Here is a 24,726-nt window from a genome sequence, read left to right on the forward strand (position 1 = left end):
CGGCAACCACCAGACCAGGATCTGTCGGAGTAGCGCGCGCAGGAACCTCAAAACGCGATCCCCAGCGAGAAGTGCAGGCGCAGGTCGCGCTCGCGCTGGCCATAGGCCACGTCGAGGAACAGCGGGCCGGCGGGCGTGCGCACCCGCGCGCCCACGCCGTAACCCAGCGCGATGTCCATCGACCCGAACGACTCGGCCGCGTCACCGGCATCGACGAAGAAGCCGATGCCCCAGCGGTCGTTCAGGTAGTGGTCGTACTCGAGGCTGGCCACCGCCAGGGTCGGCGCCCCGACGGTCGCGTCGTTCTGCTTCAGGCCGATGCTCTGGAATTTGTAGCCGCGGATCGAGCGCGCGCCGCCGGTGCGAAAGCCGAAGTCGTCGGGCACGCGCGTGCGGGTGTTGGACCAGACCCGGCCGACCTCGCCGCGCAGCGTCAGCACGTCGCGCTCGCCCACCGGCCACCACTTCTGGCCGCGCAGGCGCAGCCGGGTGTAGGGGCTGCCGTCGTCGAGCGTCACGCCCACGCCGCCGCCCAGCGCGATCAGGTTGCCCTCGCGCGGATCGTATTTGTTGTCCACGTCGCGCCGCAGCCATTCGCCGGTCACGGTGGCCGTGGGCAGGTCGTAGGTGTCGCCGCCATCGATCTTGACGTGGTCGTGCGCCAGCAGCAGACCCCAGCGGGTCTCGTACTCGACGCGGCTGTCGCCCGCGCCCTTGCGCTCCTGGCTGCGCGTGAGACCGAGCGCGTAGCGGGTCACGTTCAGGCCCTGGATGTCGGAATGATCGAACAGCAGGCCGATGGAATCGCGCCGGCCGCGCGCATCCGGCGGCAGCGTGAAGTCGGCATAGGCGCGCTGGCGCAGGCGGTCCACGCCGAAGCCGGTTTCCATCGTGAGCGGATGGCCGAACACCACGTTCTGGCGATAGAGCGCCTCGAGACGCGCACCGGCCTCGTCGTCCACGCCGATCGATACCGACGCCCGCTTGGGCGGCGCCTCGACCACGCGCACGTCGACCGGCAAGGTGACCTCGCCATCCGAATCGACCGGCTGGGCGCGCCGCACGCCGGGCGCGCCGGACACGTCGGGATCGCCGGCCGGCTGGGCCGCCGCCAGGCCGCTCGAGCCGGGCGCGCGCGCCTCCTTGCTCGGCGCGGTGGCCTGTGCCGGCGCCTCCGAGCGCTCGCCGTCGGGCTGGCGCAGCGTCACGAAGGCGCCGCGGAAGAACGCGGTCGACTGCAGCTCCTGCTGCCATTGATCGAGCTGGTCCTGGCTGTAGTCGGCGCCCTCGCTGTAGCGCACGTAGCGGCGGATCAGACGTTCCGGCACGCGCTCGAGGCCCTCGGTCTGGAGCGCGCCGAGGCGCACGCGCGGGCCGCTGTCGATGGTGACGGTGAGATGGACCAGGCCGCTTTCCGCATCGACCTCGGCGCTGGAGCCGGTCATGCGCGCCAGCAGGAACTCGCGCGAGCCCACGGCGTCGAGCAGCGACGACTTGGCACGGTTCCAGTCGGCGTTGATGAAGGGCTGGCCCTGCTTCAGCGACCAGCTGTCGCGCAGCTGCTGCACGCGCGCGGCGTATTCCGCGCGGGTGATGCGGCCGGTGAAGGCCAGGTCGACGTCGGCCACGCGGGCCTGCGGCCCGGCCTTGATGACGATGTCCCAGGTTTCGCCGCCCACGTCGGTGCCCGGCGTGAGCGTGACCTCGGGCGTGAAATAGCCCTGCGTGGCGAGCGCGGCCAGCGTGGCGTCGCGCGCGCGGCGCCGCAGCCGGTTGATTTCGCCGCCGTCCTGGTCTTCGGCCAGGCGCGCGATGGCGCCGACCGCCTGCGTGATGGCCTGCAGCGCGGCAGGCGGCACCCCGCCCGGATCGATGACGATTTCAGGCAACTCGGCATACGCCGTTTCCGCCACCAGAAGGCTTGCGAGCAATACCCCGCCCAGGAGCCTCCGCATGCCTCAGCTGGGCCGCTGCTGGACCACGACGGAGGGCATGCGGCCCGCCATGTCGCGCGGCAGCGCGGCGACTCCCGCTGCCAGTTTGATCGCGATGTCGCGATAGCGTTTTGCGGCTTCGCTGTCGGGCGCGGACACCACGGTGGGCGCGCCGGCGTCGGTGCTCTCGCGGATCGCGAGCTCGAGCGGCAGGCTGCCCAGCCAGGGCACCGTGTATTGCTCGGCCATGCGCTGGCCGCCGCCCTCGCCGAAGATGTGTTCGGCGTGGCCGCAGTTCGAGCACACGTGGATGGCCATGTTTTCGACGATGCCCAGGATCGGCACCTCGACCTTCTGGAACATGCGCAGGCCCTTGCGCGCGTCGAGCAGCGCGATGTCCTGCGGCGTGGTCACGATCACCGCGCCCACCACCGGCACCTTCTGCGCCAGCGTGAGCGCCACGTCGCCGGTGCCCGGCGGCATGTCGACGATCAGATAGTCGAGGTCGCGCCAGTTGGTCTGGCGCAGCAACTGCTCGAGCGCCTGCGTGACCATCGGGCCGCGCCAGATGGCGGGCGAATCGGCGTCGATCAGGAAGCCGATCGAGTTGGCCTGGATGCCATGGCCGACCAGCGGCTCCATGGATTTGTTGTCGAGGCTCTCCGGCTTGCCGCTGATGCCCAGCATGGTGGGCACGCTGGGGCCGTAGATGTCGGCATCGAGCACACCCACCTGCGCGCCCTGCGCGGAGAGGGCCAGCGCCAGGTTGACGGCGGTGGTGCTCTTGCCCACGCCGCCCTTGCCCGAGGCGACGGCGATGATGTTGCGCACGTTGGGCAGCGGCTTCAGGCCGCGCTGCACCGCGTGCACGCCGGCGCGGCCGTCGATGGCGATGTCGGCGCGCACGCCGGCCGCCGCCAGGGCGGCCTGGGCCCGGGTGGCGAGGTCGCGGGCGGCATCCTGCGACGGATAGCCGAGCGCAAGGCGAACGCGGGCCGCATCGCCCTCGATCTGGATGTCACGATCTTTTACAGTTGCGCCGACGTCCACGCCGCTCGCGGCATCGGTCAGACCGCGCAGCGCGGCGCGGATTTGCTCTATCGTTATACTCATGACACTATGATTCCATAGGCAGTCAAGGCTGCCCTTAAGTCTGTTACCGCAAGGATAGCGGATCGGCGGGAACCTTTAGCTGTGATTTACATCCTATATACATGATCGACGCTCTCATCCGTTTCCTTCGCGCCATCCCCGTCATCCTGCTGGGTATCGTAGGCATGCTGATGGCATTGGTCTTCATGGCCTCGACCGCGGTCGCCCTGGGCATCCTCTACGTGGTGGCCAAGGTGCGCGGCAAGCCGTTCGGCGTGCGCTCCTACTGGAGCCAGCGCCAGGCAGGCCGTGCAGGCAGCCCCTTTGCCGGCGCCGCGCCGTTCCGCAATCCGCCGGCTGGCGACGTCATCGACGTCGAGGCCCGCGAAATCCGCTGATCCCCGCCCTCTCCTGCCCCGCCCTCTCCTGCCCCGCCGGCGCGCTGCCCATGGCGCCGCGCTGATGCCAGGCCTCCCGACCAGGGACAGTCGCCATGCGCGCCTGTCCCTGATTGCGTCTGCGCCCCGGGCCGCGACGCCGCCTTGACGCCTCCGGGCGCCCCTGCGCGCGGGGCCGCGGCCGAATGGCCCTAAAATAGCCCGCTCATCCCGCCCTTCAACCGTCAGATACGTCATGTCACGCACGCTATTCGTCACCACTGCTTTGCCTTACGCCAACGGTTCGTTCCACATCGGCCACATCATGGAGTACATCCAGGCCGACATCTGGGTCCGTTCGATGCGAATGGCGGGGCACACGGTGCACTTCGTGGGCGCGGACGACGCGCACGGCGCCCCCATCATGTTGAAGGCCGAGAAGGAAGGCATCACGCCGCAGGAGCTGGTCGCGCGCTACGCCGGCGAGCGCCCGCGCTATCTCGATGGCTTCCACATCCGCTTCGATCACTGGCACAGCACCGACTCCGCCGAGAACGTCGCGCTGTCGCACGAAATCTATGGCGCGCTCAAGGCGCAGGGCCTGATCGAAACGCGCTCCATCGAGCAGTTCTACGATCCGGTCAAGGGCATGTTCCTGGCCGACCGCTACATCAAGGGCGAGTGCCCGCGCTGCCACGCCAAGGACCAATACGGCGACTCCTGCGAGGTCTGCGGCGCGGTCTACGCGCCCACCGAGCTGATCAATCCGTATTCGGCCCTGACCGGCGCCACCCCGGTGCTCAAGAGCTCCGACCACTTCTTCTTCAAGCTGTCGGATCCGCGCTGCGTGGAATTCCTGCAGCAATGGACCAACGGCAGCAACCGCCAGGGCCAGCGCCATCTGCAGGCCGAGGTGCAGGCCAAGACGCGCGAGTGGCTCGGCGGCGACGATGGCGAGGCCAAGCTGGGCGACTGGGACATCTCCCGTGACGCGCCCTACTTCGGCATCGAGATCCCCGATGCGCCGGGCAAGTACTTCTACGTCTGGCTCGACGCGCCGGTGGGCTACCTCGCCTCGCTGAAGTCGTACTGCGCCGTCAAGGGCCTGGACTTCGACGCGCTGCTCGACCCGGCCGGCAGCACCGAGCAGGTCCACTTCATCGGCAAGGACATCATCTATTTCCACGCCCTGTTCTGGCCCGCCATGCTCAAGTTCGCCGGCCGCAAGACGCCCGACGCGCTGAACGTGCACGGCTTCATCACGGTGAGCGGCGAGAAGATGTCCAAGAGCCGCGGCACCGGCATCTCGCCGCTGCGCTACCTCGAGGTCGGCATGGACGCCGAGTGGCTGCGCTACTACATCGCCGCCAAGCTCAACGCCCGCGTCGAAGACATGGACTTCAATCCGGAAGACTTCATTGCGCGCGTCAACAGCGACCTGGTGGGCAAGTACGTCAACATCGCCAGCCGCGCCGCCACGTTCATCACGCGCCACTTCGATGGCAAGCTGGGCTACCAGGGCGACACCGCCGCGCTGGCCGCCGAGTATGGCCGTGCCGCCGACGAGATCCGCGCCGCGCTCGAGGCGCGCGAATACAACCGCGCCATCCGCGAAATCATGGCGCACGCCGACCGCATCAACCAGGCGTTCGACGCCGCGCAGCCGTGGGTGCTCGCCAAGGGCCTGGCCGACGCGCCGCAGTCGCAGCGCGACCAGCTCCAGGACGTCTGCTCGCGCGCGCTGGCCGGCTTCAAGGCCCTGTCGGTGATGCTCGCGCCGGTGCTGCCCGCGCTGTCGAACCGCGTCGCCCGCGAGCTGTTCGGCGCCGCGCAAGACTTCGTCTGGGCCGATGCCGCCGAGCTGCCCGCCCAGGTCGCGCCGTTCAAGCACCTGATGCAGCGGGTCGAGCCCAAGATGCTCGACGACCTGTTCGAGCCGCCCGCGGCCCCGGTGGAAGCCGCCCCGCTGCCCGGTGGCGAGGCCCTGGCCGACACCATCACCATCGACGACTTCGCCAAGGTCGATCTGCGCATCGCCAAGATCGTCAATTGCGAGCACGTCGAAGGCTCGACCAAGCTGCTGCGCCTCACGCTCGACGTGGGCGAGGGCCGCCATCGCAACGTGTTCTCCGGCATCAAGTCGGCCTACAAGCCCGAAGACCTGATCGGCAAGCTCACGGTGATGGTCGCCAACCTGGCGCCGCGCAAGATGAAGTTCGGCGTCTCCGAGGGCATGGTGCTGGCCGCCAGCCACGCCGACGAGAAGACCGACGCGGGCATCTATGTGCTCGAGCCCTTCCCCGGCGCCCAGCCCGGCATGCGCGTGCGCTGATCCGGCTGGCAAGCACAAAAAACCCGCCTGGCACGCCAGGCGGGTTTTTTATTGCCTGCGCGGATCAGGGCTGCTCGGGCGCCAGGGCGGGATCGAGCGAGATGCGCTCGTCGAACACGAAGCAGTTGCCCTCGTAGCCGGGGCCGCCCGTCTCTTCGAAGTACTTCAGGATGCCGCCCTCGAGCTGGTAGACGTGCTCGATGCCGATCTCGTTCATGTAGATGGCAGCCTTCTCACAGCGGATGCCGCCGGTGCAGAAACTCACCACGGTCTTGCCTTCGAGCTCGGCGCGATGCGCCTGCACCGCATCGGGGAACTGCGTGAAGCGGTCGATGCGCCAGTCGATCGCATTGGCGAAGGTGCCGACGTCGACCTCGAACGCATTGCGCGTGTCCAGCATCACGACCGGACGGCCGGTGTCGTCGGCGCCCTGCGCGAGCCAGCGCGCCAGGGTCTGCGCATCGACGGCGGGCGCACGGCCCGCCTCGGGGCGGATCGTGGGATGGTTCATGCGGATGATCTCGCGCTTCACCTTCACCAGCATCTTGCCGAACGGCACGTCGGCCGATTCGCTGTACTTCACCTCGAGATCGGCAAAGCGCACGTCGCGCCGCAGCTCGGCCAGGAAGGCCTCGATGGCCTCGCCCGCGCCGGCCAGGAACAGGTTGATGCCTTCCTCGGCCAGCAGGATGGTGCCCTTGAGCGCGAGCGCGGACGTGAGCGCGCGCAGCTGCGTGCGCAGGACATCGGGTTCGTCGATGGTGACGAACTTGTAGGCGGCGATATTGACGACGAGAGTCATGATGATGAGGCCCGCGCGCGGCGCGGGCAGAAAGAAGAACGGCGGCTGGCGATCAGGGCGTGACGACGCGCTGTTCGATCACCGCATCCAGCACCCAGCGCACGGCGGATGCGTCGGCCGGCGGATTGGGATCGCGCTGCTCGACCACGCGCAGCCGGTATTCGATGCCGGGCTGGAAATTGAACCCCACGATCTCCCCATACCACCGCTGCCAGGGCAAAGCGGGATTATCGCGCACCTGGTAGCACATGGCCTGGCCGGCGCCCGCGCTGCACGGCACGCGCTGGCCCGCCACGTACACCAGCTTGGTCGGACCCTGCTGGCCGCCCGCGATCGGATCGTTCTGTCGCGCGAAGTCGAGCACGTCGCCGCTGGCCAGCACCAGGGTCAGGCGGGCGGCGCGCGTGTCGTCGTTGAGCTTGCTGGCCGTGATGCGGGTGAGGCCCTCGAGGAAGTCGCGCTCGCGCTGCGCCGCGTCGCTGGACAGGCACGCCATCCGGGTCGAGATCGGCGGCTGGGTGACCACCAGCGTGCCGTTGGCCACCACGTACTCGCTGGCGTAGTTGTTGCAGCCGGCGAAGCCCGACAGGCGCGCGCGGCCCTGCTCGTGGGTGAACACCATGGTGATGGGCCGCTCGGCCTGGTGGCTGTGCGGCACCGGCCGCAGCGCGCCGCCGGGGCGGGTCCAGCGAGCCAGCTCCCAGCTGGTCTGGGCGAGCACATCCGACGACGGGGTGGCGGGGCCGCTGCCGCGCGGCGCGCTGGCGCAAGCCGTGAGGCCAAGAACGAGGGCCAGCGGCCAGAACAGGCGCAGGGAAAGAAAGGCGGGCATGTCGGCCTCCGACGAAACAGGGTGGGACGCGCGGCCGCCCCGCGGCCGGCGTCATGCCCCTATTTTAAATAGCCCGGACGACCCGCGCCGTATCAGGGTGTAGGCGGATCCTGACGCCGGTCAAAGTCCAGCACCGCGCCGGACGACAGGGTGAAGGTCAGATGGCGCGGCGCCCCGCCCGCGTCCAGCGTGAAAGAGCGGATGTCGGTGAGCGCCTTCAGATAATCCGCTTCGAGTTTGCCGCGCGCCGGATCGGCGCAGGCCATGCGGGTCGAGGCGGGCGCGGTGATACTGAGTCGGCCGGATTCGAGGCGGTAGCTGCCCATATACCGGTTGCAGCCCGAAAATCCCTCGACCCGATAATTCTTGCCTTGCGCCAGGAAGGTCAGTTTGATCGGCTCGCCATTATCGCCATGCGGTATCTCCCGCAGGCTGCGGTCGGCTTCGGTCCAGCGCGTCAGCTCCCAGGAAGTCTGCGCGAACGAATCCGCGCTGGTGCTGGCGTTGACCGCAGCGCTGCCTTCGGGGCGCGCCTGTCCGGTGTGCTGCGACGCGCAGCCGGCGAGCGCGGCCATCAGCAACGACAGCATGCAGACGCGCGCATAGCGGGAATTCGACATGAACTAGCCTCCTGATTCGAAACAGCCCTTACTGTAACCGCAGCATCTGCCGTGCCGCGACTAGCGCGCACGCGCGCCGATGTAAGCGGCCAATACCTGTTCGAGCTGGCATTTCTCCTGCGAGCTCAGTTGTTCGTAGTCGGAGAACGGCACGGACAGGAAGGGCCAGCCGCCCGGCCCGCCACAGCCGGCGGCCGGCGGGAACGTGTCATAGCGGCGCGCCAGCGCCTCCGCGTCGCGCGCCAGCATCGGGCCCTCGCCCGAACTGAGCCAGAGCGGCGCCACGCGCAGCGCACGCGTCAGCTTGATGAGGGCCTCTCCGCTGGGATGCAGCCGGAGCCCGCTTTCATAATTGCCGATGGCACTCTGCGACAGTTTGCTGGCGAGGGCGAGGTCCTTTTGTGTCCATCCGTGGAGCATGCGCGCGTTGCGCAGACGATGGCCGAAAGTATCCACTCGAAAGACTCGAAATCTGGTTTGAATTTTATGGATCGGATTAAAGCACCAGCGATGGCGCGCCAAACGAGGCATTAAACCCGATTTACGAGCCAAATCAAAATTTTTTGTTACATGTATCAGGGGAGTGCGAATTGCGCGCAAAAGTTCGTATCGCCCAGCGAAGTGCATGCAAACTTTCGGGTTCATCCGGAACCCCTGCCCGCCCCGGACGTGCGCGCGGAACCATGTGACCGGCGGGTCGGTAAACGCGACGCGCGAGACCGTCGTCACATATCGAAAATACTGTATAGAAATGACCACAATGCCGATCGGGCCAAACGGTTTATTTTCTCCCTGCTAAAACAAGATAGCGGCGCGCGCGAAAAAGTAACAACGCAGTTAAACAAGAAACGTATATTCACAAAGAATCACAAGCGTGTTTAAATGAAACACGACCGTGACTTTCGCGCGGACGGGCAACGCACCGAACCGTGTGCGGCCCGCCGCACGAGACGCGCCGCCCACCCGCCCGGATTGCCTGCGCGGCGGACCTGGCGCCAGTCCGACGTCGATCTGGACAGCCAAGGGGAGAACGACGCGCCATCCTGCCGTACTACGCGGCCGGCGCGGGCACGGGGCATGGGGAGATGCCACCGATCGCGCCGCCGGTACACCGGCGTGGTGCGATGACCGTGCCCGGGCATCGCGCGCCGGGACACGACCGCGCCGCCGCGCGCGCCCTGGCAGCTGCCCAGCGTTCGGCGCCCGGCTGTCCGACGAGTCGCGACCCTAAGCAGATTCGGACGAATTAATGAACAGTACGCTGGATGTCATCTTTCTCGTCAAAGACGATGCCACGCATAAGCAGCAGCTGGACAACCTCACACACCTGGGCTTCAAGGTGCGCGCCTGCGCCGAGATGGTCGAGCTGTACGATCACTTTGCCCGCCAGCCCTGTCCCCTCGTGGTCTTGAGCGCTCCGCTCGCCGACATTCACATTGCGGCCGTGCGCCTGCGCGCCATGGACCGCACCGTGGGCATCATCGCGATGGCGGCCTTTGCCGACAGCGAGAGCCGCGTCCGCACGCTGCTGTGCGGCGCCGACGCCTGCCTCGACGCGGCCGTGAGTGGCCTGGAGCTCGCCGCGGTGCTGCAGTCGCTGCTGCGCCGCATCGCCAGCACGGCGGGCATGCAATGGGGCAACGACGCGCTGGACCCGCGCGCGGCCGAGTTCGATGCCGCGCCTGCGGAACGCGACGACATCTTCGGCGAGACGCCGGGTGGCGCAAGCAAATGGCGGCTGGCGAACCAGGGCTGGACGCTGGTGAGCCCGAGCGGCCGTTCGCTCGGCCTGACCACCGGCGAGCGCGAGTTCCTCTCGCGTCTCATGACGGCGCCCGAGCGCAAGATCAGCCGCGACGCCCTGCTGACCGACGACATGCCCGCCACCGCCGATGGCGGCGCGCAGCGCAGCCGCTTCGTCGACGTGATGATCAGCCGCCTGCGGCGCAAGGCCGCGCACAACCAGATGGCCTTGCCGATCCGGGCCGTGCACGGTTGGGGCTATATGTTTGCGGCCGACGTGGCCGAAGCGTTTCACTGGCACGGCGACGGGCACGGGCGTTGAGCCCGCCGCCGGCCGGCATCAGCTGTTGGGCGGGCGCCGGATCAGGGTGGACTTGCCGAACAGGCTCTCGACCAGGTCGACCGCGATCGTGGCGGTCTTGTTGCGCACGTCGAGGGCGGGATTGAGCTCGACGATGTCGAGCGAAGCCATCAGCCCGGTATCCGCGATCATCTCCATGCAGAGCTGCGCCTCGCGGTAGGTGGGGCCGCCGGGCACCGTCGTGCCCACGCCCGGAGCAACGTCGGGGTCGAGGAAGTCGACGTCGAAGCTGACGTGCAGGTGCGTGTCCGGATCCAGGCCGTAGAGCGCCTGTTCCATGGTGACGCGCATGCCGGCCTCGTCGATGTAGCGCATGTCGAACACCTCCAGCCCCGCTTCGTGGATCAGGTGGCGCTCGCCCTCGTCGACGCTGCGGATGCCGATCTGCCGCACCCAGGAGGGATCGAGCGTCGGCACGTGGCCGCTCATCTCGACCAGCGGCGCCGGCCCGCGGCCGCACAGGCAGGCCACCGGCATGCCGTGCACGTTGCCCGAGGGCGTGAGCTGGTTGGTATTGAAATCGGCGTGCGCGTCGAGCCACAGCACGCGCAGCGGCCGGCCGCGTTCGCGGCAGTGGCGCGCCACCGCGCTGATCGAGCCCACGCCGAGCGAATGATCGCCACCGAGCATGATGGGCAGCCGGCCCGCGCGCAGCTGCGCGTAGACGGCGTCGTGCACGAGCTGGTTCCAGGCCGTGACCTCGTCGAGGTGGCGATAGCCGTCGGCGGGCTTCTGCCAGGGATTCGCCGGACCGGAGAGATTGCCGCAGTCGTGCACGCGCAGACCACGGCCGGCCAGCAGCTCGGCCAAGCCGGCGACGCGCAGCGCCTCCGGGCCCATGGACGCGCCGCGCGCGCCCGCGCCGATGTCGGTGGGCGCGCCGATCAGGCTGACGTCGGTGACGGGAATATTCATGGCGGGGCGGTCCTCCGGAAACAGGCCATCAGTGTGCATCGAGCACGGCCTGCAGTTGATCGCAGGCCCAGTCTATCTGCTCGCGCGTGACAATCAAGGGCGGCGACAGGCGCAACGTCTGGCCGTGCGTGTCCTTGACCAGCATGCCGCGTGCCGCCAGCCGCTCGCACATCAGCCGCGCCGGCCCGGCATCCGCCTCCAGCTCCAGCGCGAGCATCAGCCCCCTGCCCCGGGCCTCGCGCACGGGGCCGCGCAACGCGGCCAGGCGCTCGAGGAAATAGGCGCCCTGGACCCGCGCGTTGTCGATCATGCCCTCGTCGTGCAGCACCGCCAGCGCGGCGCGCGCGACGGCGCACGCCAGCGGATTGCCGCCGAAGGTGCTGCCGTGCTGCCCGGGCTGGAACACGCCCAGCACGCTTTCGTTCGACAGCACGGCCGACACGGGATAGAAGCCGCCCGAGAGCGCCTTGCCGATCAACGTGACGTCGGCCTCGATGCCCTCGTGTTCCTCGGCCAGCATGGCGCCGGTGCGGCCCAGGCCGGTCTGGATCTCGTCGAGGATCAGCACCACGTTGCGCGCGCTGCACAGCTCGCGCACCCGCTTGAAGTAGCCCGGCTGGGCCATGATGACGCCGGCCTCGCCCTGGATCGGCTCGACCAGGAACGCCACGGTGTTGGGCGTGATGGCCTGGGCCAGCGCGTCGGCGTCGCCGAACGGAACGACGCGGAAGCCGGGCGCGAACGGCGCGTAGCCGCCGCGCGCGTCGGGGTCGGTGGAAAAACCGACGATGCCGAGGGTGCGGCCATGAAAGTTGTTCGCGCAGACAATGATTTCGGCCTGCCCTTCGGGCACGCCCTTGACCTCATACCCCCATTTGCGCACGGCCTTGAGCGCGGTCTCGACCGCCTCCGCGCCGCTGTTCATGGGCAGGACCTTGTGGGCGCCAGTCAGGCGGGCGAGGTCTTCGTAGAGCGGCGCGAGCTGGTCGTGGCGGAACGCACGCGAGGTAAGCGTGAGGCGCTCGGCCTGCGCGGTGAGCGCGGCCAGGATGCGCGGATGGCAATGGCCCTGGTTGACGGCCGAATAGGCCGACAGGCAATCGAGGTAGCGGCGGCCCGCGGTGTCGTACAGCCACACGCCACTGCCGCGCGTGAGCACGACGTCGAGCGGATGGTAGTTGTGGGCGCCCAGCGTGCGCTCGACACGGTCGCGGTGCGGCGCGGCGGGATCCGGGTGGCCCTGCCACTTGGTTTCCCCTGCCTGGTCCTGGCCCGCATGCGCTCGGGTTTGCGTGTCCATCATTCTCTCCGGAAGTTGGCCGGCCCTCGGGACCGGCATGGCTCCATGGTAGGCAAAGCCCGCGCTAGCGGATAGACAGGAATCTGGCAATAATGCTCAGGCCGCAAGGCACTTTGCCAGGTACTTTTGATCAAAATGTCAGAAACGCTCGATTCCCTCGACCGCCGCCTGCTGGCGCTGCTGCGCAGCGACGCCCGCCTGCCCACTGCGCAGCTGGCCGAACGCCTGCACGTCTCGCGCGGCACGGTCCAGAACCGCATGACCCGTCTCGAGCGCAGCGGCGTGATCTCGGGCTACACGGTGCGGCTGCGCAACGACGGCGACGACGACGGCGTGCATGCGATCACGATGATCGAGGTCCACGGCGCCGCCACCGACAGCGTCATCGCCGGGCTGCGCCGCATTCCCGAATCGGTGCACGTGCATTCCACCAATGGCCGCTGGGATCTCGTGGCGCAGTTCCATGCCACCGATCTCAACGCCTTCGACCGCGTCCTGCGCGAGCTGCGCGCCATCGAGGGCGTGACCAATTCGGAAAGCCACCTGCTGCTGGCCGCGTACAAATAACGGTCATTCCTTGCCGCTACAATGGCCTGGAACCCACTGTCCGGCGGCCTGCCCGCGGCCGCCGCCCGCTCGATGGCAGATCCTGCCCCCTCCTCCCGTCCCGCCGCGCAGGCAGGCAGCCCGCGCGAACAGGCTGCGCGCTGGCTCGTCATGGTCCAGAACGGGCCGCTCACGGACACCGAACGCGCCGCCTTCCGCGCCTGGTACCGCGCCGATCGCACGCACCGCAGCGCTTGGCAACAGGCCGAGCGGCTGGGCCTCACGCTGAACCTCATCGACCCGAGCGCCACGCGCTACCTGACGCATGCATGGCGGGCGCCCTCGCGCCGCCAGGTCTTGCAGGGCATGGGCGCGCTGCTGGTCGGCACGCCGCTGCTGGCCGCGACGCTGCACGCCGAACCCTGGGAAGAATGGACCGCCGACGTCGCGACCGACGTCGGCGAACAGCGCCGCATCACGCTGCCCGACGGCGGCAGGCTCCTGCTGAACACCGATACCGCGATCGACGTGGAATACGGCTCGCGCTGGCGCGCGATCCGCCTGCTCGAAGGCGAGCTGCGCGTGCGCGCCGCCGTCACGCGCGATGCGCGGCCCTTCATCCTGAGCACCGACCACGGCGTGCTGATGGGCACCGACTACGTGGTGCGCCAGCACGACGACGCGACGCAGGTCACCGCGCTGGGCGCCGGCCTGCGCGTATCGCCGCAGCGCAACGACACCGCGACCCAGGATCTGGCGCCGGGCATGTCGGTGCGATTCGGGCCGACCGTGGTGGACGCGCCGATGGCGGCCGATGCGGGCGCAACCGCCTGGGTCGACGGCCGGCTGCTGGCGCGCGACACGCGCCTGGATGTCTTCCTGGCCGAACTGGCGCGCTATCGCAGCGGCGTGGTGCGCTGCGCGCGCGAGGCGGCGGGGCTGCGCCTGACGGGGGATTTCGCGCTGGCCGACACGGACGCGGTGCTGCGTGCGCTGCCGCAGCTCCTGCCGGTACGGGTGAACGCCAACAGCGCCTTCTGGGTCAGCGTGCGACTGGCCTGATACGGCCGGCGAGGTGCGGCCGGCGAGATGCGGCCGCAAGATGCGGGCGACAAGAAGCGGGCTACAAGAAGCGGCCGGCCTGTTGCGCCGCCCCCCTTCAGAACGCCGCCACCGCGCCGTCGGAGCGCGGATCGAAGCCCCCTTCCATGGCGCCCCCCGCGGCGCGGAACAGACATCCCGCGTGGCCGAAGGTCTCGTCGAAGTCGCCATAGACCTCGACGTCGTGGCCGCGTGCGCGCAGGGCCTGCACGGTGGCCTCGGGAAACCGCCCTTCGAGCTTGAGCGTGTCGGAGGTCTGGCCCCAGGTGCGGCCGAGCAGCCAGCGCGGCGCCTCCACCGCGGCCTGCGGATCCATGCCGAACACCACGCTGCGCGTGAACACCGCCGACTGGCTCTGCGGCTGGCCATCGCCGCCCATGTTGCCGTAGACCATGGTGCGGCCGTCGTGCAGCAGCGCGAGGCCCGGATTGAGCGTGTGGAACGGCTTCTTGCCGGGCACGAGCGCATTGATGTGGCTCGGATCGAGCGAGAACGACGCGCCACGGTTCTGCCAGGCGATGCCGCTCGAGGGCAGCACCACGCCGGAGCCGAACTCGTGATAGATGCTCTGGATCAGCGACACCGCGCGGCCCGACGCATCGATCACGCCCAGCCAGACCGTGTCGGCCGGGCCCAGGCCCTTGCCCCAGGGCGCGGCCTGCGACATGGAGATGCGCGCGGCCATCGCATCGAGCGCGGCCGGCTCCAGGAACGACTCGGCCAGCACGCGCATGTGGGCGGGGTCGGTGATGTGCAGGTCGCGCACCGCGAAGGCCTGCTTCACCGCCTCGGCGGCGGCGTGCACGTAATCGGCCGACAGCGGATCGAAGCCATCGATGTCGAGCCGGTCGAGCAGGCCCAGGATGATGAGCGACACCAGGCCCTGCGTGGGCGGCGGCATGTTGTAGACCCGGCCATAGCGGTGCTGCAGCATCAGCGGCGTGCGGCGCTGCGCGCGATGCGCCTGCAGGTCGGCGCGGCGCAGCGGCGAACCGCTGGCGGCGAGTTCCTCGGCCATGCGCTGGCCCAGGTCGCCGCGATAGAAGTCGTCGAGGCCCGCGCGCGCCAGCTGCTCGAGCGTGGCGGCCATGCGCGGCTGGAAAAACAGGCTGCCGGGCTCGGGCGCGCCGCCGCGCGGCAGGAACACCTGCGCGAAACCGGGCAGGTGTTCGAGCTCGGCGCGCTTGTTGGCGGTGTTGCGCGCCTGGCTGCGCGTCACGGGCACGCCGTTGCGGGCGTAGTCGATGGCGTCGGCCAGCAGGCGCGACACGGGCAGCCTGCCGCCGAAGCGCTCGCGGCTCACGGCCAGCGCCTCGTCCCAGCCGGAAACGGCGCCGGCCACGGTGAGCGCGGCGCTGCCGCCGCGAAACGGGATGGGCGCGCCGCCATAGTGTTCGGCGCGCACGCCGGCCGCGGCCGCGCCACAGGCGTCGATGCCGATCACCTCGGGTTCGCCGCCGGGCTCGTGGATCAGCCAGAAGTTGTCGCCGCCCAGCCCGTTCATGTGCGGGTACACGACCGCGATGGTGGCCGCGGCGGCGACCATCGCTTCGACGGCGTTGCCGCCTTCGCGCAGCACGGCAAGGGCGGATTGGGAAGCGAGAGCATGGGGCGCGACGGCGATGCCGCGGCGGCCGCGTACGGGTTGGGTCATGGTGCAGGCAGGCGAGTGAGGGCAGCGGAAGGGTAGCGTGCCCGCCGGCCATGACGCAGCCATGACCAGCGCCGCCAACCGGAAGACCCGGCGCGGCGCGCGACGGACGCAGGCCCCAGCATAGTCAGCGCGGCCGCGCCGGACAAGCCCGGGCACACCCGGTTCCGGCAGGCGGAAACCGGCGCGCTGGGGTCCGTCTGATCCGCCTGCGGCCCGGCCTCAGAGCTCCAGCACCAGCCGGCCGCCCTTGGCGCGCGAACAGCAGCTCATCATCTTGCCGCCCGCAGCGCGCTCGGCCGGGGTCAGCACCACGTCGCGATGATCGATCTCGCCGTCGAGCACCCGCACCTCGCAGGAGCCGCACAGGCCCTCCTCGCAATCGCTCTGCACGTCGATGTTGGCGCGGCGCAGCGCGGCCAGCAGCGTCTGGTCGGCGGGCACGGACAGCGTCATGCCGGAGTCCTTGAGCTCGACCTCGAAGGCGTGTTCCCGGGACGGGTCCAGCGCCCCGAGCGTGGACTGGAAGTGCTCGACCGTGAGCGCGCCTTCCGGCCAGTGCGCCGTGGCGGCGGCCAGGCCGTCGAGCATGCGCTGCGGCCCGCAGGCATAGATGCGCGTGCCCGGCGCCGGCTGCGCGAAGCGCGCGGCGAAGTCCTGCCGCCGTCCTTCGTCGCGGGCATAGACGTGCAGGCGCTCGCCGTGCAGCGCCTGCATGCCATCGAGCAGCGCCATGCGTGCGCGCGCCGAGCCGCTGTAGTGCACCTCGTACGACATGCCGAGCTCGCGGGCGCGGCGCGCCATGGCCGCGATCGGCGTGATGCCGATGCCGCCGGCCACCAGCACCACGTGGGCGGCGCTCTCGTCGAAACGGAAATGGTTGCGCGGGCCGCGCACCCGCACCCGGTCGCCGGCCGCGAGGCGCTCGTGCACCCAGGCGGAGCCGCCGCGGCTGTCGGGGTCGCGCAGCACCGCGATCTCGTAGGTGTCGCGCTCGGCCGGATCGCCGCACAGCGAGTATTGGCGCGACAGGCCGGTGTCGCCGCATTCCACGTCGAGGTGCGCCCCCGGGGTCCAGCGCGGCAGCGCCGCGCCGTCGGGGCTGGCCAGGCGCAGATGCAGGATGTCGGGGCCCACGCGCGTGGCCTCGCGCACCACCAGCGTGCGGCTGATGTGGCGGGTGGACGGCTCACCGATGCGCACCGGCACGACGCGCGCGAGCAGCTCGGGCCGCGTGCGCTCCGGGTTCTGCGCGGGATCCCATTCGACCCACAGATGCTCGGGGCCGCGGAACGAGGTATTGGGCACGTAGCTGAAGGTCTGCTCGGCCAGCTTCAGGTGCGGCAGGCGGCGCGTGATCTCCTCGAGGAAGATCTGCATTTCCATGCGCGCGAGGTTCTTGCCCATGCACTGATGCGAGCCGTAGCCGAAGGTGAGCTGGTCGCTGGCGTTCTCGCGCCGGATATCGAACAGGTCGGCGTCGGCGAAATGGCGCTCGTCGTGGTTGGCCGACGAGGTGACGATCAGCAGCTTGGCGCCGGCCTCGATCGGCACGCCGCCCACCACCGTGTCGCAGGTGGCCTGGCGGCGCCAGGCCGCCACCGAGCCGTTGTGGCGCAGGCACTCTTCCACCGCGTTGGGGATCAGGCTGGGATCCTCGCAGATCTCGCGCCAGGCGTCGGGATGCTGCAGCAGCAGCTTGAAGGCGTTGGCGCTCGCGTTGGCCGTGGTCTCGTGGGCCGCCACGATGCCCGCCATCATCATCGAATGCAGGTAGGAGTCGGTCACGACGTCGGGCTGCTCGCGCTGCTTGCGGATGCCGTATTGCATCCAGCCCGGCTGATCGGGATCGGCGCGCATCTTGTCGAGGATGCGGCCGGCCAGCTGCCAGAAGTTGCCGACCGCGTGCGCCACCTCGACCTGCTGCTCGGGCCGCGGACGCCCCCAGGTGTTGACCGTGTGCGCGATCGAGTACTGGCGCAGCAGGTCCATGTCTTCTTCGGGCACGCCGAGAAAGTGCAGCGCCACGGTGAGCGGCACTTCCCACAGCATCTGATCGACCAGGTCGGCGCGGCCGTCGTCGATGAAACGGTCGACGTATTCCCGCGTGAGCCGCCGCACCATGGGCTCGTGATGCACCAGCTCCTCGGGCGTGAACGGCGCCATCAGCGCCCGCCGGCGCGGCATGTGGGCCGGCTCGTCTTCGTTGACCAGCGTGCGGTTCATCGCATAGCCGTACGAGGCCAGCACCGCGTTGGCCTCGGGCCCGGTCGGCGTGATCTTCTCAAGCGCGATGGCGGGGCTGAACGTGATGTTGTCGCGGAAGATCGCCTTGATGTCGTCGTAGCGCGTGACCACCCAGTAGCCCAGCTTGGGGCTGAAGAACACCGGCTCCTGCTCGCGCGACCAGCGTACGTATTCGGGCGGGTCTTGCTGGTAGCCGTCTTCGAACGGGTCGAATTCGGCCGCGCGCGCGCTCACCGGACAGCCGGCCGCGGCCAGCGCCCGGTGATCGACCGGACACCCTGAGGCGATGGGGCGGGCTTGCGACATGACGATCTCCTTTGCTGCGGCGGACGGCCGCGGGCGCGGCGCGTCCGCTTGATACGGGTTCAATCCAGCTTGATGCCCAGGTCGGCGATCAGCTTGTTCCAGCGGGTGCGTTCGGTGGTGAGCAGCGCCGCGTATTCCTTCGGCGTGTTGGCCACCGGCTCGATGCCGAAATCGACCAGCTTGCCGCGGATGGCCGGGTCGTTGAGCGTGGCGACCAGCTGCTTGTTGAGCTTGTCGATCACCGCGGGCGGCGTGGCCGCCGGCACCGAGACGCCGACCAGCGCCGCGGCCTGCACGTTGGGCAGGCCGGCCTCGGCGAAGGTGGGCACGTCGGGCAGCTGCGGCAGGCGCTGCGAATGCGCCACGGCCAGCGCGCGCACCTTGCCGCCCTTGATGAAGCCGGCGCCCGCGGCCAGGTCGACCATCATGGCGGGGATCTGGCCGCCGGCCACGTCGGCCAGCGCCGGGGCGGCGCCGCGATACGGCACGTGCACCAGGTTGAGCTTGGTCTCGACCTTGAACAGCTCCATCGCCAGGTGATGCGGGCTGCCCGCGCCGGCCGAGCCGTAGTCCAGGCCGGTGGGGCGCGACTTCGCCAGCGCGATGAATTCCTCGACCGTCTTGGCCTGCACCGAGGGGCCCACCACCAGAATCATCGGGAAGCGGCCCATCAGCGTGACGGGCGCCAGATCCTTGACCGGATCGTAGGACAGCGTTTTGTACAGCGCCGGGTTGAACACCAGCGTGCCGTTGTCGGCGGAGACCATGGTGTAGCCGTCGGGCGCCGAGCGCGCGGTTTCGGACGCGCCGATCGCCGTGTTGCCGCCGGGCTTGTTGTCGACCACGATGGTCTGGCCGACCCGGGCCGACAGACCCTGGCCCACGGTGCGGGCGAGGAAGTCGGAGCCGCCGCCTGCGGCATAGGGCACGACCCAGCGGATGGGCTTGCTGGGATAGCCGTCGGCGGGATCGGCGGCGTGGGCCGCGGGCGCGATGGCGAGGGCCGCCAGGGCCGTACAGGCCAGGGCGAGGACGGAACGATAGGACTGCGGGCGATAGGAACGCACGGGTTGTCTCCTGATGCGTGATGAGGAACACGACTTTTGTTTTGCGTAAAGTCTATACGCAATGCGTAATTCGTCAAGACCCGGCAAACCCGCCCCTGGCCGCCCGGCGCCAGCACGTAGAATCCCCGCCATGACGACCACCACCCCCGCTTCCGCCGCCCGGCCGCGCGAACGCCGCCAGCGCGTGCAGGCCGCCGAGACCGGCATGGCCGTGCTCAAGGCGCTCGCCCGCCTGGGCGGCCGCGCCAGCCTGACCGCCCTGGCCGCCGAGGTCGACGAACAGCCGGCCAAGGTGCACCGCTACCTGGCCAGCATGATCGAGGCCGGCATCGTGGCGCAGGACAGCGGCTCCTCGCACTACCGCCTCGGCCCCGAAGCGCTCTACATCGGCCTGGCCGCCATGCGGCAGGCCGACCCGATCCGCGTGGCCGAGCCCGCGCTGATCCGGTTGCGCGAGCAACTGGGTGTGACCTGCTTCATCGCGGTGATGGGCAACAAGGGCCCCACCATCGTGCGCTTCGAGGAGCCCGGGCTGCCCGTGACGGTGAACGTGCGCGTCGGGTCGGTCATGTCGCTGCTGTGGTCGGCCACCGGCCGGGTGTTCCTGGGCCTGCACGACGACGCCCAGGTGCGCCGGCTGGCGCTCGAAGAGCTGGACGGCGCCGACGCCGCCTCGCGCGGCGCGCTCGATCCGGCCGATCCGCTCGGCCCCCTGCAGCGCGAGGTGCGCGCGGCGGGCTGCTCGATCGTGATCGACACCAACCTCAAGGGCATCAGCGCCGTCAGCGCGCCGATCTACAACCATGCCGGCCAGGTCTGCGGTGCCCTCACCGCGCTGGGCACCACCGGCGGCTTCGACGCGCGGCCCGACGGCCCGATCGCGGCGGCGGTGCTGGCCGAGGCCCGCGCGGCCAGCCACGAGCTCGGTTACGCCAGCGCGACGCCGTGACGCAGGCCAGGCCGCCCGGCTTGCCCTACAATCCGCCATCATGAGACCCGTGCGCGCGCAACGATCGCTACGCCACGCCGCCACCCTGTGGCTGGCGCTGGTGCTGTTCGCGCTCAAGGCCCTGGTGCCGCCGGGATACATGCCAGGCACGCATGCCGACGCCAACCTGATCGAGCTGTGCTCGGCCGCCGGCCGCATCTTCGTGCAGGGCCCGGCGCCGGCCCACGACCAGGCCGACGAGCGCCATGCCGCCCAGGCCGCGGCCTGCCCGGTGGGCGCGGCGGTGGCCGCGGTGCCGCTGCCGCCTTCGCTGCCCGTCCTGGTGCCGGTCGGCACGGCCTACAGCTTCCCGTTCCGTGCCCGCGCGCCGCCCGTCGTCGCGCTCACCGCCTTCGCCGGCGCCCCGCTCGGGGCCCGCGCCCCGCCCGTCCCGCTCGTCTAGTTCGCCCCGGCCCGCCCGCTTGCGGCGGTATCGCCTCCCTAGACCGAGACTTCTCCATGAATCCCCCCTCCGCCAGGACCGCCGTCCTGCCGCGGCGCATGCGCGCATGGCGCGTGCGCCTGCCGCACACCCTCGCCTCGCTCGCGCTCGCGCCCGCCGCCAGCCTTGCCCAATCCTCGCCCCCGGTCGCCACGCTGCCCGGCGTCACGGTGGCCGCCGACGCGCCCGCCCCCGCCCTGCTCGAAACCACCGCCACCGGCTCCCTGCTCGGCCTCACGCCATTCGAGACGCCCGCCAGCATCGACGTCATCACCGAAACGCAGCTGCGCGAACGCGCGCCGCGCAGCATCGGCGAGGCCATCAGCCAGGCCCCCGGCATCAGCACGATGCGCCATCCCGGCAACGGCGGCGCGGCGCTGTCCTCGCGCGGCTTCACCGACACCAACTCGGTGGCGCAGCTCTACGACGGCCTGCGCCAGTACGGCGGCCTGGGCCAGACCCTGGTCGCCTCGCCCTGGGCCGTCGAGCGCATCGAGGTGCTGCGCGGCCCGGCCTCCGTCATCTACGGCGAGGGCGCGATCGGTGGCGTGGTCAACGTGGTGCCGAAGAAGCCGACGCGCGGCCCGATCGAGAACGAGATCGAGACCACGGTCGGCACGCATGACACGCAGCGGCTGGGCTTCGGCTCGGGCGGTGCGCTGGACGAGCGCTGGTCGTATCGCATCGACGCCAGCGCCGAGCACACTCATGCCGACATGAGCCTGGGCGGCGCCCGCAATGCCTCGCTGTCGGCCGCGCTGCGCTTCGACCTGAACCCCGAGCTCAACGTCACCTTCACGCAGGTGCTGGGCTGGCAGGAGCCGACGCGCTACTTCGGCACGCCGCTCATCGACGGCACGATGGACTACGGCCTGCGCCACCAGAACTACAACGTGTCGGATGCGCGCATCATCTATCGCGACAACCGCAGCGAGCTGCGCACCGAATGGCAGCCGAGCGACGCGGTGCTGGTACGCAACCGGACCTACTACATGGGCAGCCGGCGCGACTGGCGCAACGCCGAGGAGTACGCCTGGCAGCCCGCCACCGGCCTGATCGAACGCAGTTCGTACACCAACATCCTGCACGATCAGGAACAGGTGGGCAGCGTGACCGACGCCGTGTTCAAGGGCACGCTCGCGGGCCTGCGCAACCAGTTCGCCGTCGGGCTGGAACTCAATCGCGCGAGCTTGAAGCACACCAACAACTCGCCCTACGGCGGCACCTCGGTGGTGGATCCGTATGACGTGGACCACGGCGAATTCGTCAACCTGGCCGGCACCACGCCGCGCTACCGCAACACGGCGCACCAGTTTGCGCTCTACGCGGAAGACCGCCTGTCGCTGACCGAGCGCTGGACGGTGCTGGGCGGACTGCGCTACGACCGCATCGCGCTCGACCAGCGCAACCTCGTGGCCGACGAGACCGCCTATCGCCGCACCTTCAACAACATCGGCTGGCGCGTGGGCACGGTGTTCGACCTGACGCCGCAGACCGCGCTCTACGCGCAGTACGCCGAGGCGGCCGACCCGGTGGGCAGCCTGCTGATGCTGTCGCCGGCCAACCAAGGCTTCGACCTCGCCACGGGCCGGCAGGTCGAGGTGGGCGTGAAGCAGACCTTCTGGGACAACCGCGGCGAATGGACGCTGGCCGCGTATCACATCCGCAAGAACAACCTGCTCGCGCGCGACCCCGCCGATCCGTCGCTGCGCATCCAGGTCGGCGAACAATCGAGCCGCGGCATCGAGGCCAGCGTCGGCGTGGCCCTCACCCCCACGCTGCGCGTGGACGCCAACGCGACGCTGCTGCAGGCGCGCTACGACGACTACACGGAAGCCTCGGGCGGACGCACGGTCTCGCGCAACGGCAACGTGCCCACCGACGTGCCGGAGCGGCTGGCCAATCTGTGGGTGAGCTGGAAGTTCCTGCCGCAATGGACCGCCAGCGCGGGCGTGCGCTACGTGGGCCGCCGCTATGCCGATGCGGCCAACGAGATCGAGATGGCCGGCTACACCACCACCAACCTCGCCCTGCAATGGGACGCGCGGCGCGACCTCACGCTGGCGCTGCGGGCATACAACGTGCTCGATCGCCAATATGCCGAGACGGCGTACTACAACCAGACGCAGTGGTTGCTGGGCACCGGCAGGCGCGTGGAACTGAGCGCCAACTACCGATTCTGAACGGGGCGCCGAGCCCGCAATCAACCGCCGCCGGCGCAGGCCGGCGGCACGCAAAGGTGAATTCATGACGACCGACACCGCCGGCACCCTGGAAAAAGAACCGGTACGCGCCTCGCAACTCTATCGCGCCGTGTGGCGCTGGCACTTCTACGCGGGCATGCTGGTCGTGCCCTTCCTGCTGATCCTCGCCGTGACCGGCGCGCTGTACCTGTTCCACAACGAGATCGAGGACGCCTGGTACCGCGACCTGCGCAGCGTGAGCGTGCAGCAGACGCCGGCACTCGCCCCCGAAGCGCTGGTGGCGCGGGCGCAGGCCGCGCATCCGGGCCGGGTGCTCAAGTATCTGCCGCCCGCCGCCCCCGACCGCAGCGCGGCCGTGGTGCTGCGCCCCGAGGGCGCGGCCAACCTGTCCGTCTATCTCGATCCCTACACGGGCGCGGTGCTGGGTGCGCTCGACGAACGCGGCACGCTGATGTGGACCATCCGCCAGCTGCACAGCCTCTCCTTCTTCGGCCCGATCGCCAATGGCGCGATCGAGATCGCCGCCGGCTGGACCATCCTGCTGGTGCTGACCGGCCTCTATCTCTGGTGGCCACGCGGCCGGCGCCAGGGCGTGGTGAGCGTGCGCGGCACGCCGCGCCAGCGCGTCTTCTGGCGTGACCTGCATGCGGTGGCCGGCGCCTTCGCCGCCGTGTTCATCCTGTTCCTCGCCATCACCGGCATGCCCTGGTCGATCGTGTGGGGCGCCAAGGTGAACCAGTGGGCCAATGGCAGCAACTTCGGCTATCCCGACGGCGTGCGCGTGAACGTGCCGATGTCGGCACTGCGGCTCGCCGACACGGGCAAGACCCCCTGGTCGCTCGAGCAGGCGCGCATGCCGATGTCGGCACCCGCCGCCGCTGCCGCCGCCACGTCGGGCCACGATCACGGCCAGCACGAGGGCGCGCACGATCATGGCCAGAACGACGTGGCGCACGATCACGGCCAGGCGCCGCCGCCCGAGGTGGCCCGGCCCGACGGCGCCCCGCCGCCCGTCGGCCTGAACGCGGCCGTCGCCACCTTCGACCGCCTCGGCCTGGCGCCCGGCTACGCCATCAACCTGCCGTCCGGCCCCACGGGCGTGTACACCGGCTCCGTCTATCCCGACGACCTGGCGCGCCAGCGCGTGGTGCACCTGGACCAGTACAGCGGCCGCCCGCTGCTCGACATGAGCTATGGCGATTACGGACCACTCGGCAAGGGTCTGGAATGGGGCGTGAACGTGCACATGGGGCAGGAATATGGCCGCACCAACCAGATCGTGCTGGCGCTCGCCTGCCTCGCCATGGTGCTGATGTGCGTGGGCGGCGTGGCGATGTGGTGGAAGCGGCGGCCCGCGGGCGGACTGGGCATTCCGCCGGCACCGACGCAGCGCGGCGCGTTGCGCGGCGTGCTGCTGCTGATGATCGTCGGCGGCTGTCTGTTTCCGCTGGTCGGCGCGTCGCTCATCGTGATGCTGCTGCTCGACGCGCTGGTGCAACGCGTGGGCCGCGGCAGCGCCCCGCCGCGCCACGCCTGAGCCGCCGCTGGCTGGCGCGCCCGCGAACCCGATGTCGCGCGCGCGCCACGTCCCCGAGCCCTCGCCGTGCGCCCCGTCCCGGCGTGGAATCGGGGGTTTTCAGGGCGCCGCGGGCGGGCCGCGCGCACGGCGATCGGGCGGCGGGCCTTGTGCCGTCTGCATCGCGGCGGCATGCCGATCCGGCCCCGCCATCGGGGCGCCCGCACTTTCAAATTCCTTAATCGTCTGTCAATTACCGGCAACGCAAAACAAGTGGGCCGCGCGGGTTTGCATTCGCCCGGCGTTGGCAGTAAGGTGGCCCCAAATTTCACAAAAATTTCACATTCCAC

At 69.9% G+C, this 24,726-nt stretch carries 20 protein-coding genes; 9 read left to right on the forward strand and 11 right to left on the reverse strand.

Translation table 11 applies throughout. The features are described from left to right. Positions 1 to 47 precede the first annotated feature (47 nt). The gene (locus tag CEG14_RS22995) at positions 48 to 1,955 is read right to left on the reverse strand and encodes an autotransporter assembly complex protein TamA (protein WP_094828737.1); all 1,908 of its coding nucleotides are present in this window, start codon (positions 1,953 to 1,955) and stop codon (positions 48 to 50) included. A gap of 3 nt (positions 1,956 to 1,958) precedes the next feature. Then, positions 1,959 to 3,047, reverse strand: coding sequence for an iron-sulfur cluster carrier protein ApbC (gene apbC, locus CEG14_RS23000; protein ID WP_094828738.1), 1,089 nt, complete (start codon positions 3,045 to 3,047; stop codon positions 1,959 to 1,961). Positions 3,048 to 3,148: 101 nt separating this feature from the next. Between apbC and CEG14_RS23005 the strand changes: the two genes are divergently transcribed. Together CEG14_RS23005 and metG are read left to right on the forward strand one after the other, a co-directional pair. Continuing rightward, complete coding sequence (locus CEG14_RS23005; RefSeq protein ID WP_094828739.1) at positions 3,149 to 3,424, forward strand: hypothetical protein; 276 nt, start codon at positions 3,149 to 3,151, stop codon at positions 3,422 to 3,424. A 235-nt stretch (positions 3,425 to 3,659) separates the two neighbouring features. Next, positions 3,660 to 5,735, forward strand: coding sequence for a methionine--tRNA ligase (gene metG, locus CEG14_RS23010; protein WP_094828740.1), 2,076 nt, complete (start codon positions 3,660 to 3,662; stop codon positions 5,733 to 5,735). A gap of 64 nt (positions 5,736 to 5,799) precedes the next feature. Here metG and CEG14_RS23015 read toward each other — a convergent pair whose 3' ends face one another. The 4 genes from CEG14_RS23015 to CEG14_RS26835 form a co-directional block, all read right to left on the reverse strand. After that, positions 5,800 to 6,537 carry a sulfurtransferase gene (locus CEG14_RS23015; RefSeq protein WP_094828741.1) on the reverse strand — a complete coding sequence of 246 codons (738 nt, stop codon included), beginning with the start codon at positions 6,535 to 6,537 and terminating at the stop codon, positions 5,800 to 5,802. Positions 6,538 to 6,589: 52 nt separating this feature from the next. Next, positions 6,590 to 7,369, reverse strand: a complete 780-nt coding sequence (locus CEG14_RS23020) for an META and DUF4377 domain-containing protein (protein WP_094828742.1) — start codon at positions 7,367 to 7,369, stop codon at positions 6,590 to 6,592. Between the two features lie 92 nt (positions 7,370 to 7,461). Beyond that, positions 7,462 to 7,989 carry an META domain-containing protein gene (locus CEG14_RS23025; RefSeq protein WP_094828743.1) on the reverse strand — a complete coding sequence of 176 codons (528 nt, stop codon included), beginning with the start codon at positions 7,987 to 7,989 and terminating at the stop codon, positions 7,462 to 7,464. A gap of 60 nt (positions 7,990 to 8,049) precedes the next feature. Beyond that, positions 8,050 to 8,409, reverse strand: a complete 360-nt coding sequence (locus CEG14_RS26835) for a helix-turn-helix domain-containing protein (protein ID WP_373454228.1) — start codon at positions 8,407 to 8,409, stop codon at positions 8,050 to 8,052. 829 nt (positions 8,410 to 9,238) lie between these two features. On the opposite strand from CEG14_RS26835, the gene CEG14_RS23035 reads away from it, so the two are divergent. Further along, positions 9,239 to 10,054, forward strand: coding sequence for a response regulator transcription factor (locus tag CEG14_RS23035; RefSeq protein ID WP_094828745.1), 816 nt, complete (start codon positions 9,239 to 9,241; stop codon positions 10,052 to 10,054). An 18-nt stretch (positions 10,055 to 10,072) separates the two neighbouring features. Here CEG14_RS23035 and rocF read toward each other — a convergent pair whose 3' ends face one another. Then, a complete protein-coding gene (gene rocF / locus CEG14_RS23040) occupies positions 10,073 to 11,008 on the reverse strand; it encodes an arginase (RefSeq protein WP_094828746.1) in 936 nt (311 codons plus the stop codon). A 28-nt stretch (positions 11,009 to 11,036) separates the two neighbouring features. Next, complete coding sequence (gene rocD / locus CEG14_RS23045) at positions 11,037 to 12,308, reverse strand: ornithine--oxo-acid transaminase (protein WP_094828747.1); 1,272 nt, start codon at positions 12,306 to 12,308, stop codon at positions 11,037 to 11,039. Between the two features lie 135 nt (positions 12,309 to 12,443). On the opposite strand from rocD, the gene CEG14_RS23050 reads away from it, so the two are divergent. Both CEG14_RS23050 and CEG14_RS23055 read left to right on the forward strand, forming a co-directional pair. Beyond that, a complete protein-coding gene (locus CEG14_RS23050) occupies positions 12,444 to 12,875 on the forward strand; it encodes an Lrp/AsnC family transcriptional regulator (protein WP_094828962.1) in 432 nt (143 codons plus the stop codon). Between the two features lie 72 nt (positions 12,876 to 12,947). Then, a complete protein-coding gene (locus CEG14_RS23055; protein WP_179280660.1) occupies positions 12,948 to 13,916 on the forward strand; it encodes a FecR domain-containing protein in 969 nt (322 codons plus the stop codon). A 97-nt stretch (positions 13,917 to 14,013) separates the two neighbouring features. On the opposite strand, the gene CEG14_RS23060 is transcribed toward CEG14_RS23055, so the two are convergent. The 3 genes from CEG14_RS23060 to CEG14_RS23070 form a co-directional block, all read right to left on the reverse strand. Next, complete coding sequence (locus CEG14_RS23060; protein WP_179280661.1) at positions 14,014 to 15,609, reverse strand: gamma-glutamyltransferase family protein; 1,596 nt, start codon at positions 15,607 to 15,609, stop codon at positions 14,014 to 14,016. A gap of 219 nt (positions 15,610 to 15,828) precedes the next feature. Next, entirely contained in the window at positions 15,829 to 18,159 is a 2,331-nt protein-coding gene (locus CEG14_RS23065) for a cytochrome P450/oxidoreductase (protein ID WP_094828749.1), read from the reverse strand. A gap of 59 nt (positions 18,160 to 18,218) precedes the next feature. Then, positions 18,219 to 19,184 carry a Bug family tripartite tricarboxylate transporter substrate binding protein gene (locus CEG14_RS23070; protein WP_094831155.1) on the reverse strand — a complete coding sequence of 322 codons (966 nt, stop codon included), beginning with the start codon at positions 19,182 to 19,184 and terminating at the stop codon, positions 18,219 to 18,221. 172 nt (positions 19,185 to 19,356) lie between these two features. Between CEG14_RS23070 and CEG14_RS23075 the strand changes: the two genes are divergently transcribed. From CEG14_RS23075 to CEG14_RS23090, 4 genes are all read left to right on the forward strand, one after another. Further along, positions 19,357 to 20,175 (forward strand): IclR family transcriptional regulator, encoded by an 819-nt coding sequence (locus CEG14_RS23075; RefSeq protein WP_256985949.1) that lies wholly within the window; start codon positions 19,357 to 19,359, stop codon positions 20,173 to 20,175. Between the two features lie 40 nt (positions 20,176 to 20,215). Beyond that, the gene (locus CEG14_RS23080) at positions 20,216 to 20,617 is read left to right on the forward strand and encodes a DUF2946 family protein (RefSeq protein WP_094828750.1); all 402 of its coding nucleotides are present in this window, start codon (positions 20,216 to 20,218) and stop codon (positions 20,615 to 20,617) included. Between the two features lie 56 nt (positions 20,618 to 20,673). Continuing rightward, on the forward strand, positions 20,674 to 22,839 hold the full coding sequence (locus CEG14_RS23085) for a TonB-dependent receptor (protein WP_094828751.1): 2,166 nt from the start codon (positions 20,674 to 20,676) through the stop codon (positions 22,837 to 22,839). 64 nt (positions 22,840 to 22,903) lie between these two features. Further along, positions 22,904 to 24,397 carry a PepSY-associated TM helix domain-containing protein gene (locus tag CEG14_RS23090; protein ID WP_094828752.1) on the forward strand — a complete coding sequence of 498 codons (1,494 nt, stop codon included), beginning with the start codon at positions 22,904 to 22,906 and terminating at the stop codon, positions 24,395 to 24,397. Positions 24,398 to 24,726: the final 329 nt, after the last annotated feature.

This window comes from Bordetella genomosp. 1 (assembly GCF_002261335.1).
Classification (GTDB): Bacteria; Pseudomonadota; Gammaproteobacteria; order Burkholderiales; family Burkholderiaceae_B; genus Bordetella.

Excerpts from the sequence above, each read along its gene's own strand:
- CEG14_RS22995 (WP_094828737.1), bottom strand. The coding sequence starts at position 1,955 with ATGCGGAGGCTCCTGGGCGGGGTATTGCTCGCAAGCCTTCTGGTGGCG.
- apbC (WP_094828738.1), bottom strand. The coding sequence starts at position 3,047 with ATGAGTATAACGATAGAGCAAATCCGCGCCGCGCTGCGCGGTCTGACC.
- CEG14_RS23090 (WP_094828752.1), top strand. The coding sequence starts at position 22,904 with ATGACGACCGACACCGCCGGCACCCTGGAAAAAGAACCGGTACGCGCC.
- CEG14_RS23065 (WP_094828749.1), bottom strand. The coding sequence starts at position 18,159 with ATGTCGCAAGCCCGCCCCATCGCCTCAGGGTGTCCGGTCGATCACCGG.
- metG (WP_094828740.1), top strand. The coding sequence starts at position 3,660 with ATGTCACGCACGCTATTCGTCACCACTGCTTTGCCTTACGCCAACGGT.
- CEG14_RS23015 (WP_094828741.1), bottom strand. The coding sequence starts at position 6,537 with ATGACTCTCGTCGTCAATATCGCCGCCTACAAGTTCGTCACCATCGAC.
- CEG14_RS23020 (WP_094828742.1), bottom strand. The coding sequence starts at position 7,369 with ATGCCCGCCTTTCTTTCCCTGCGCCTGTTCTGGCCGCTGGCCCTCGTT.
- CEG14_RS23080 (WP_094828750.1), top strand. The coding sequence starts at position 20,216 with ATGAGACCCGTGCGCGCGCAACGATCGCTACGCCACGCCGCCACCCTG.
- CEG14_RS26835 (WP_373454228.1), bottom strand. The coding sequence starts at position 8,409 with ATGCTCCACGGATGGACACAAAAGGACCTCGCCCTCGCCAGCAAACTG.
- CEG14_RS23025 (WP_094828743.1), bottom strand. The coding sequence starts at position 7,989 with ATGTCGAATTCCCGCTATGCGCGCGTCTGCATGCTGTCGTTGCTGATG.
- CEG14_RS23050 (WP_094828962.1), top strand. The coding sequence starts at position 12,444 with ATGTCAGAAACGCTCGATTCCCTCGACCGCCGCCTGCTGGCGCTGCTG.
- CEG14_RS23085 (WP_094828751.1), top strand. The coding sequence starts at position 20,674 with ATGAATCCCCCCTCCGCCAGGACCGCCGTCCTGCCGCGGCGCATGCGC.
- CEG14_RS23075 (WP_256985949.1), top strand. The coding sequence starts at position 19,357 with ATGACGACCACCACCCCCGCTTCCGCCGCCCGGCCGCGCGAACGCCGC.
- CEG14_RS23060 (WP_179280661.1), bottom strand. The coding sequence starts at position 15,609 with ATGACCCAACCCGTACGCGGCCGCCGCGGCATCGCCGTCGCGCCCCAT.
- CEG14_RS23055 (WP_179280660.1), top strand. The coding sequence starts at position 12,948 with ATGGCAGATCCTGCCCCCTCCTCCCGTCCCGCCGCGCAGGCAGGCAGC.
- rocD (WP_094828747.1), bottom strand. The coding sequence starts at position 12,308 with ATGGACACGCAAACCCGAGCGCATGCGGGCCAGGACCAGGCAGGGGAA.
- rocF (WP_094828746.1), bottom strand. The coding sequence starts at position 11,008 with ATGAATATTCCCGTCACCGACGTCAGCCTGATCGGCGCGCCCACCGAC.
- CEG14_RS23005 (WP_094828739.1), top strand. The coding sequence starts at position 3,149 with ATGATCGACGCTCTCATCCGTTTCCTTCGCGCCATCCCCGTCATCCTG.
- CEG14_RS23035 (WP_094828745.1), top strand. The coding sequence starts at position 9,239 with ATGAACAGTACGCTGGATGTCATCTTTCTCGTCAAAGACGATGCCACG.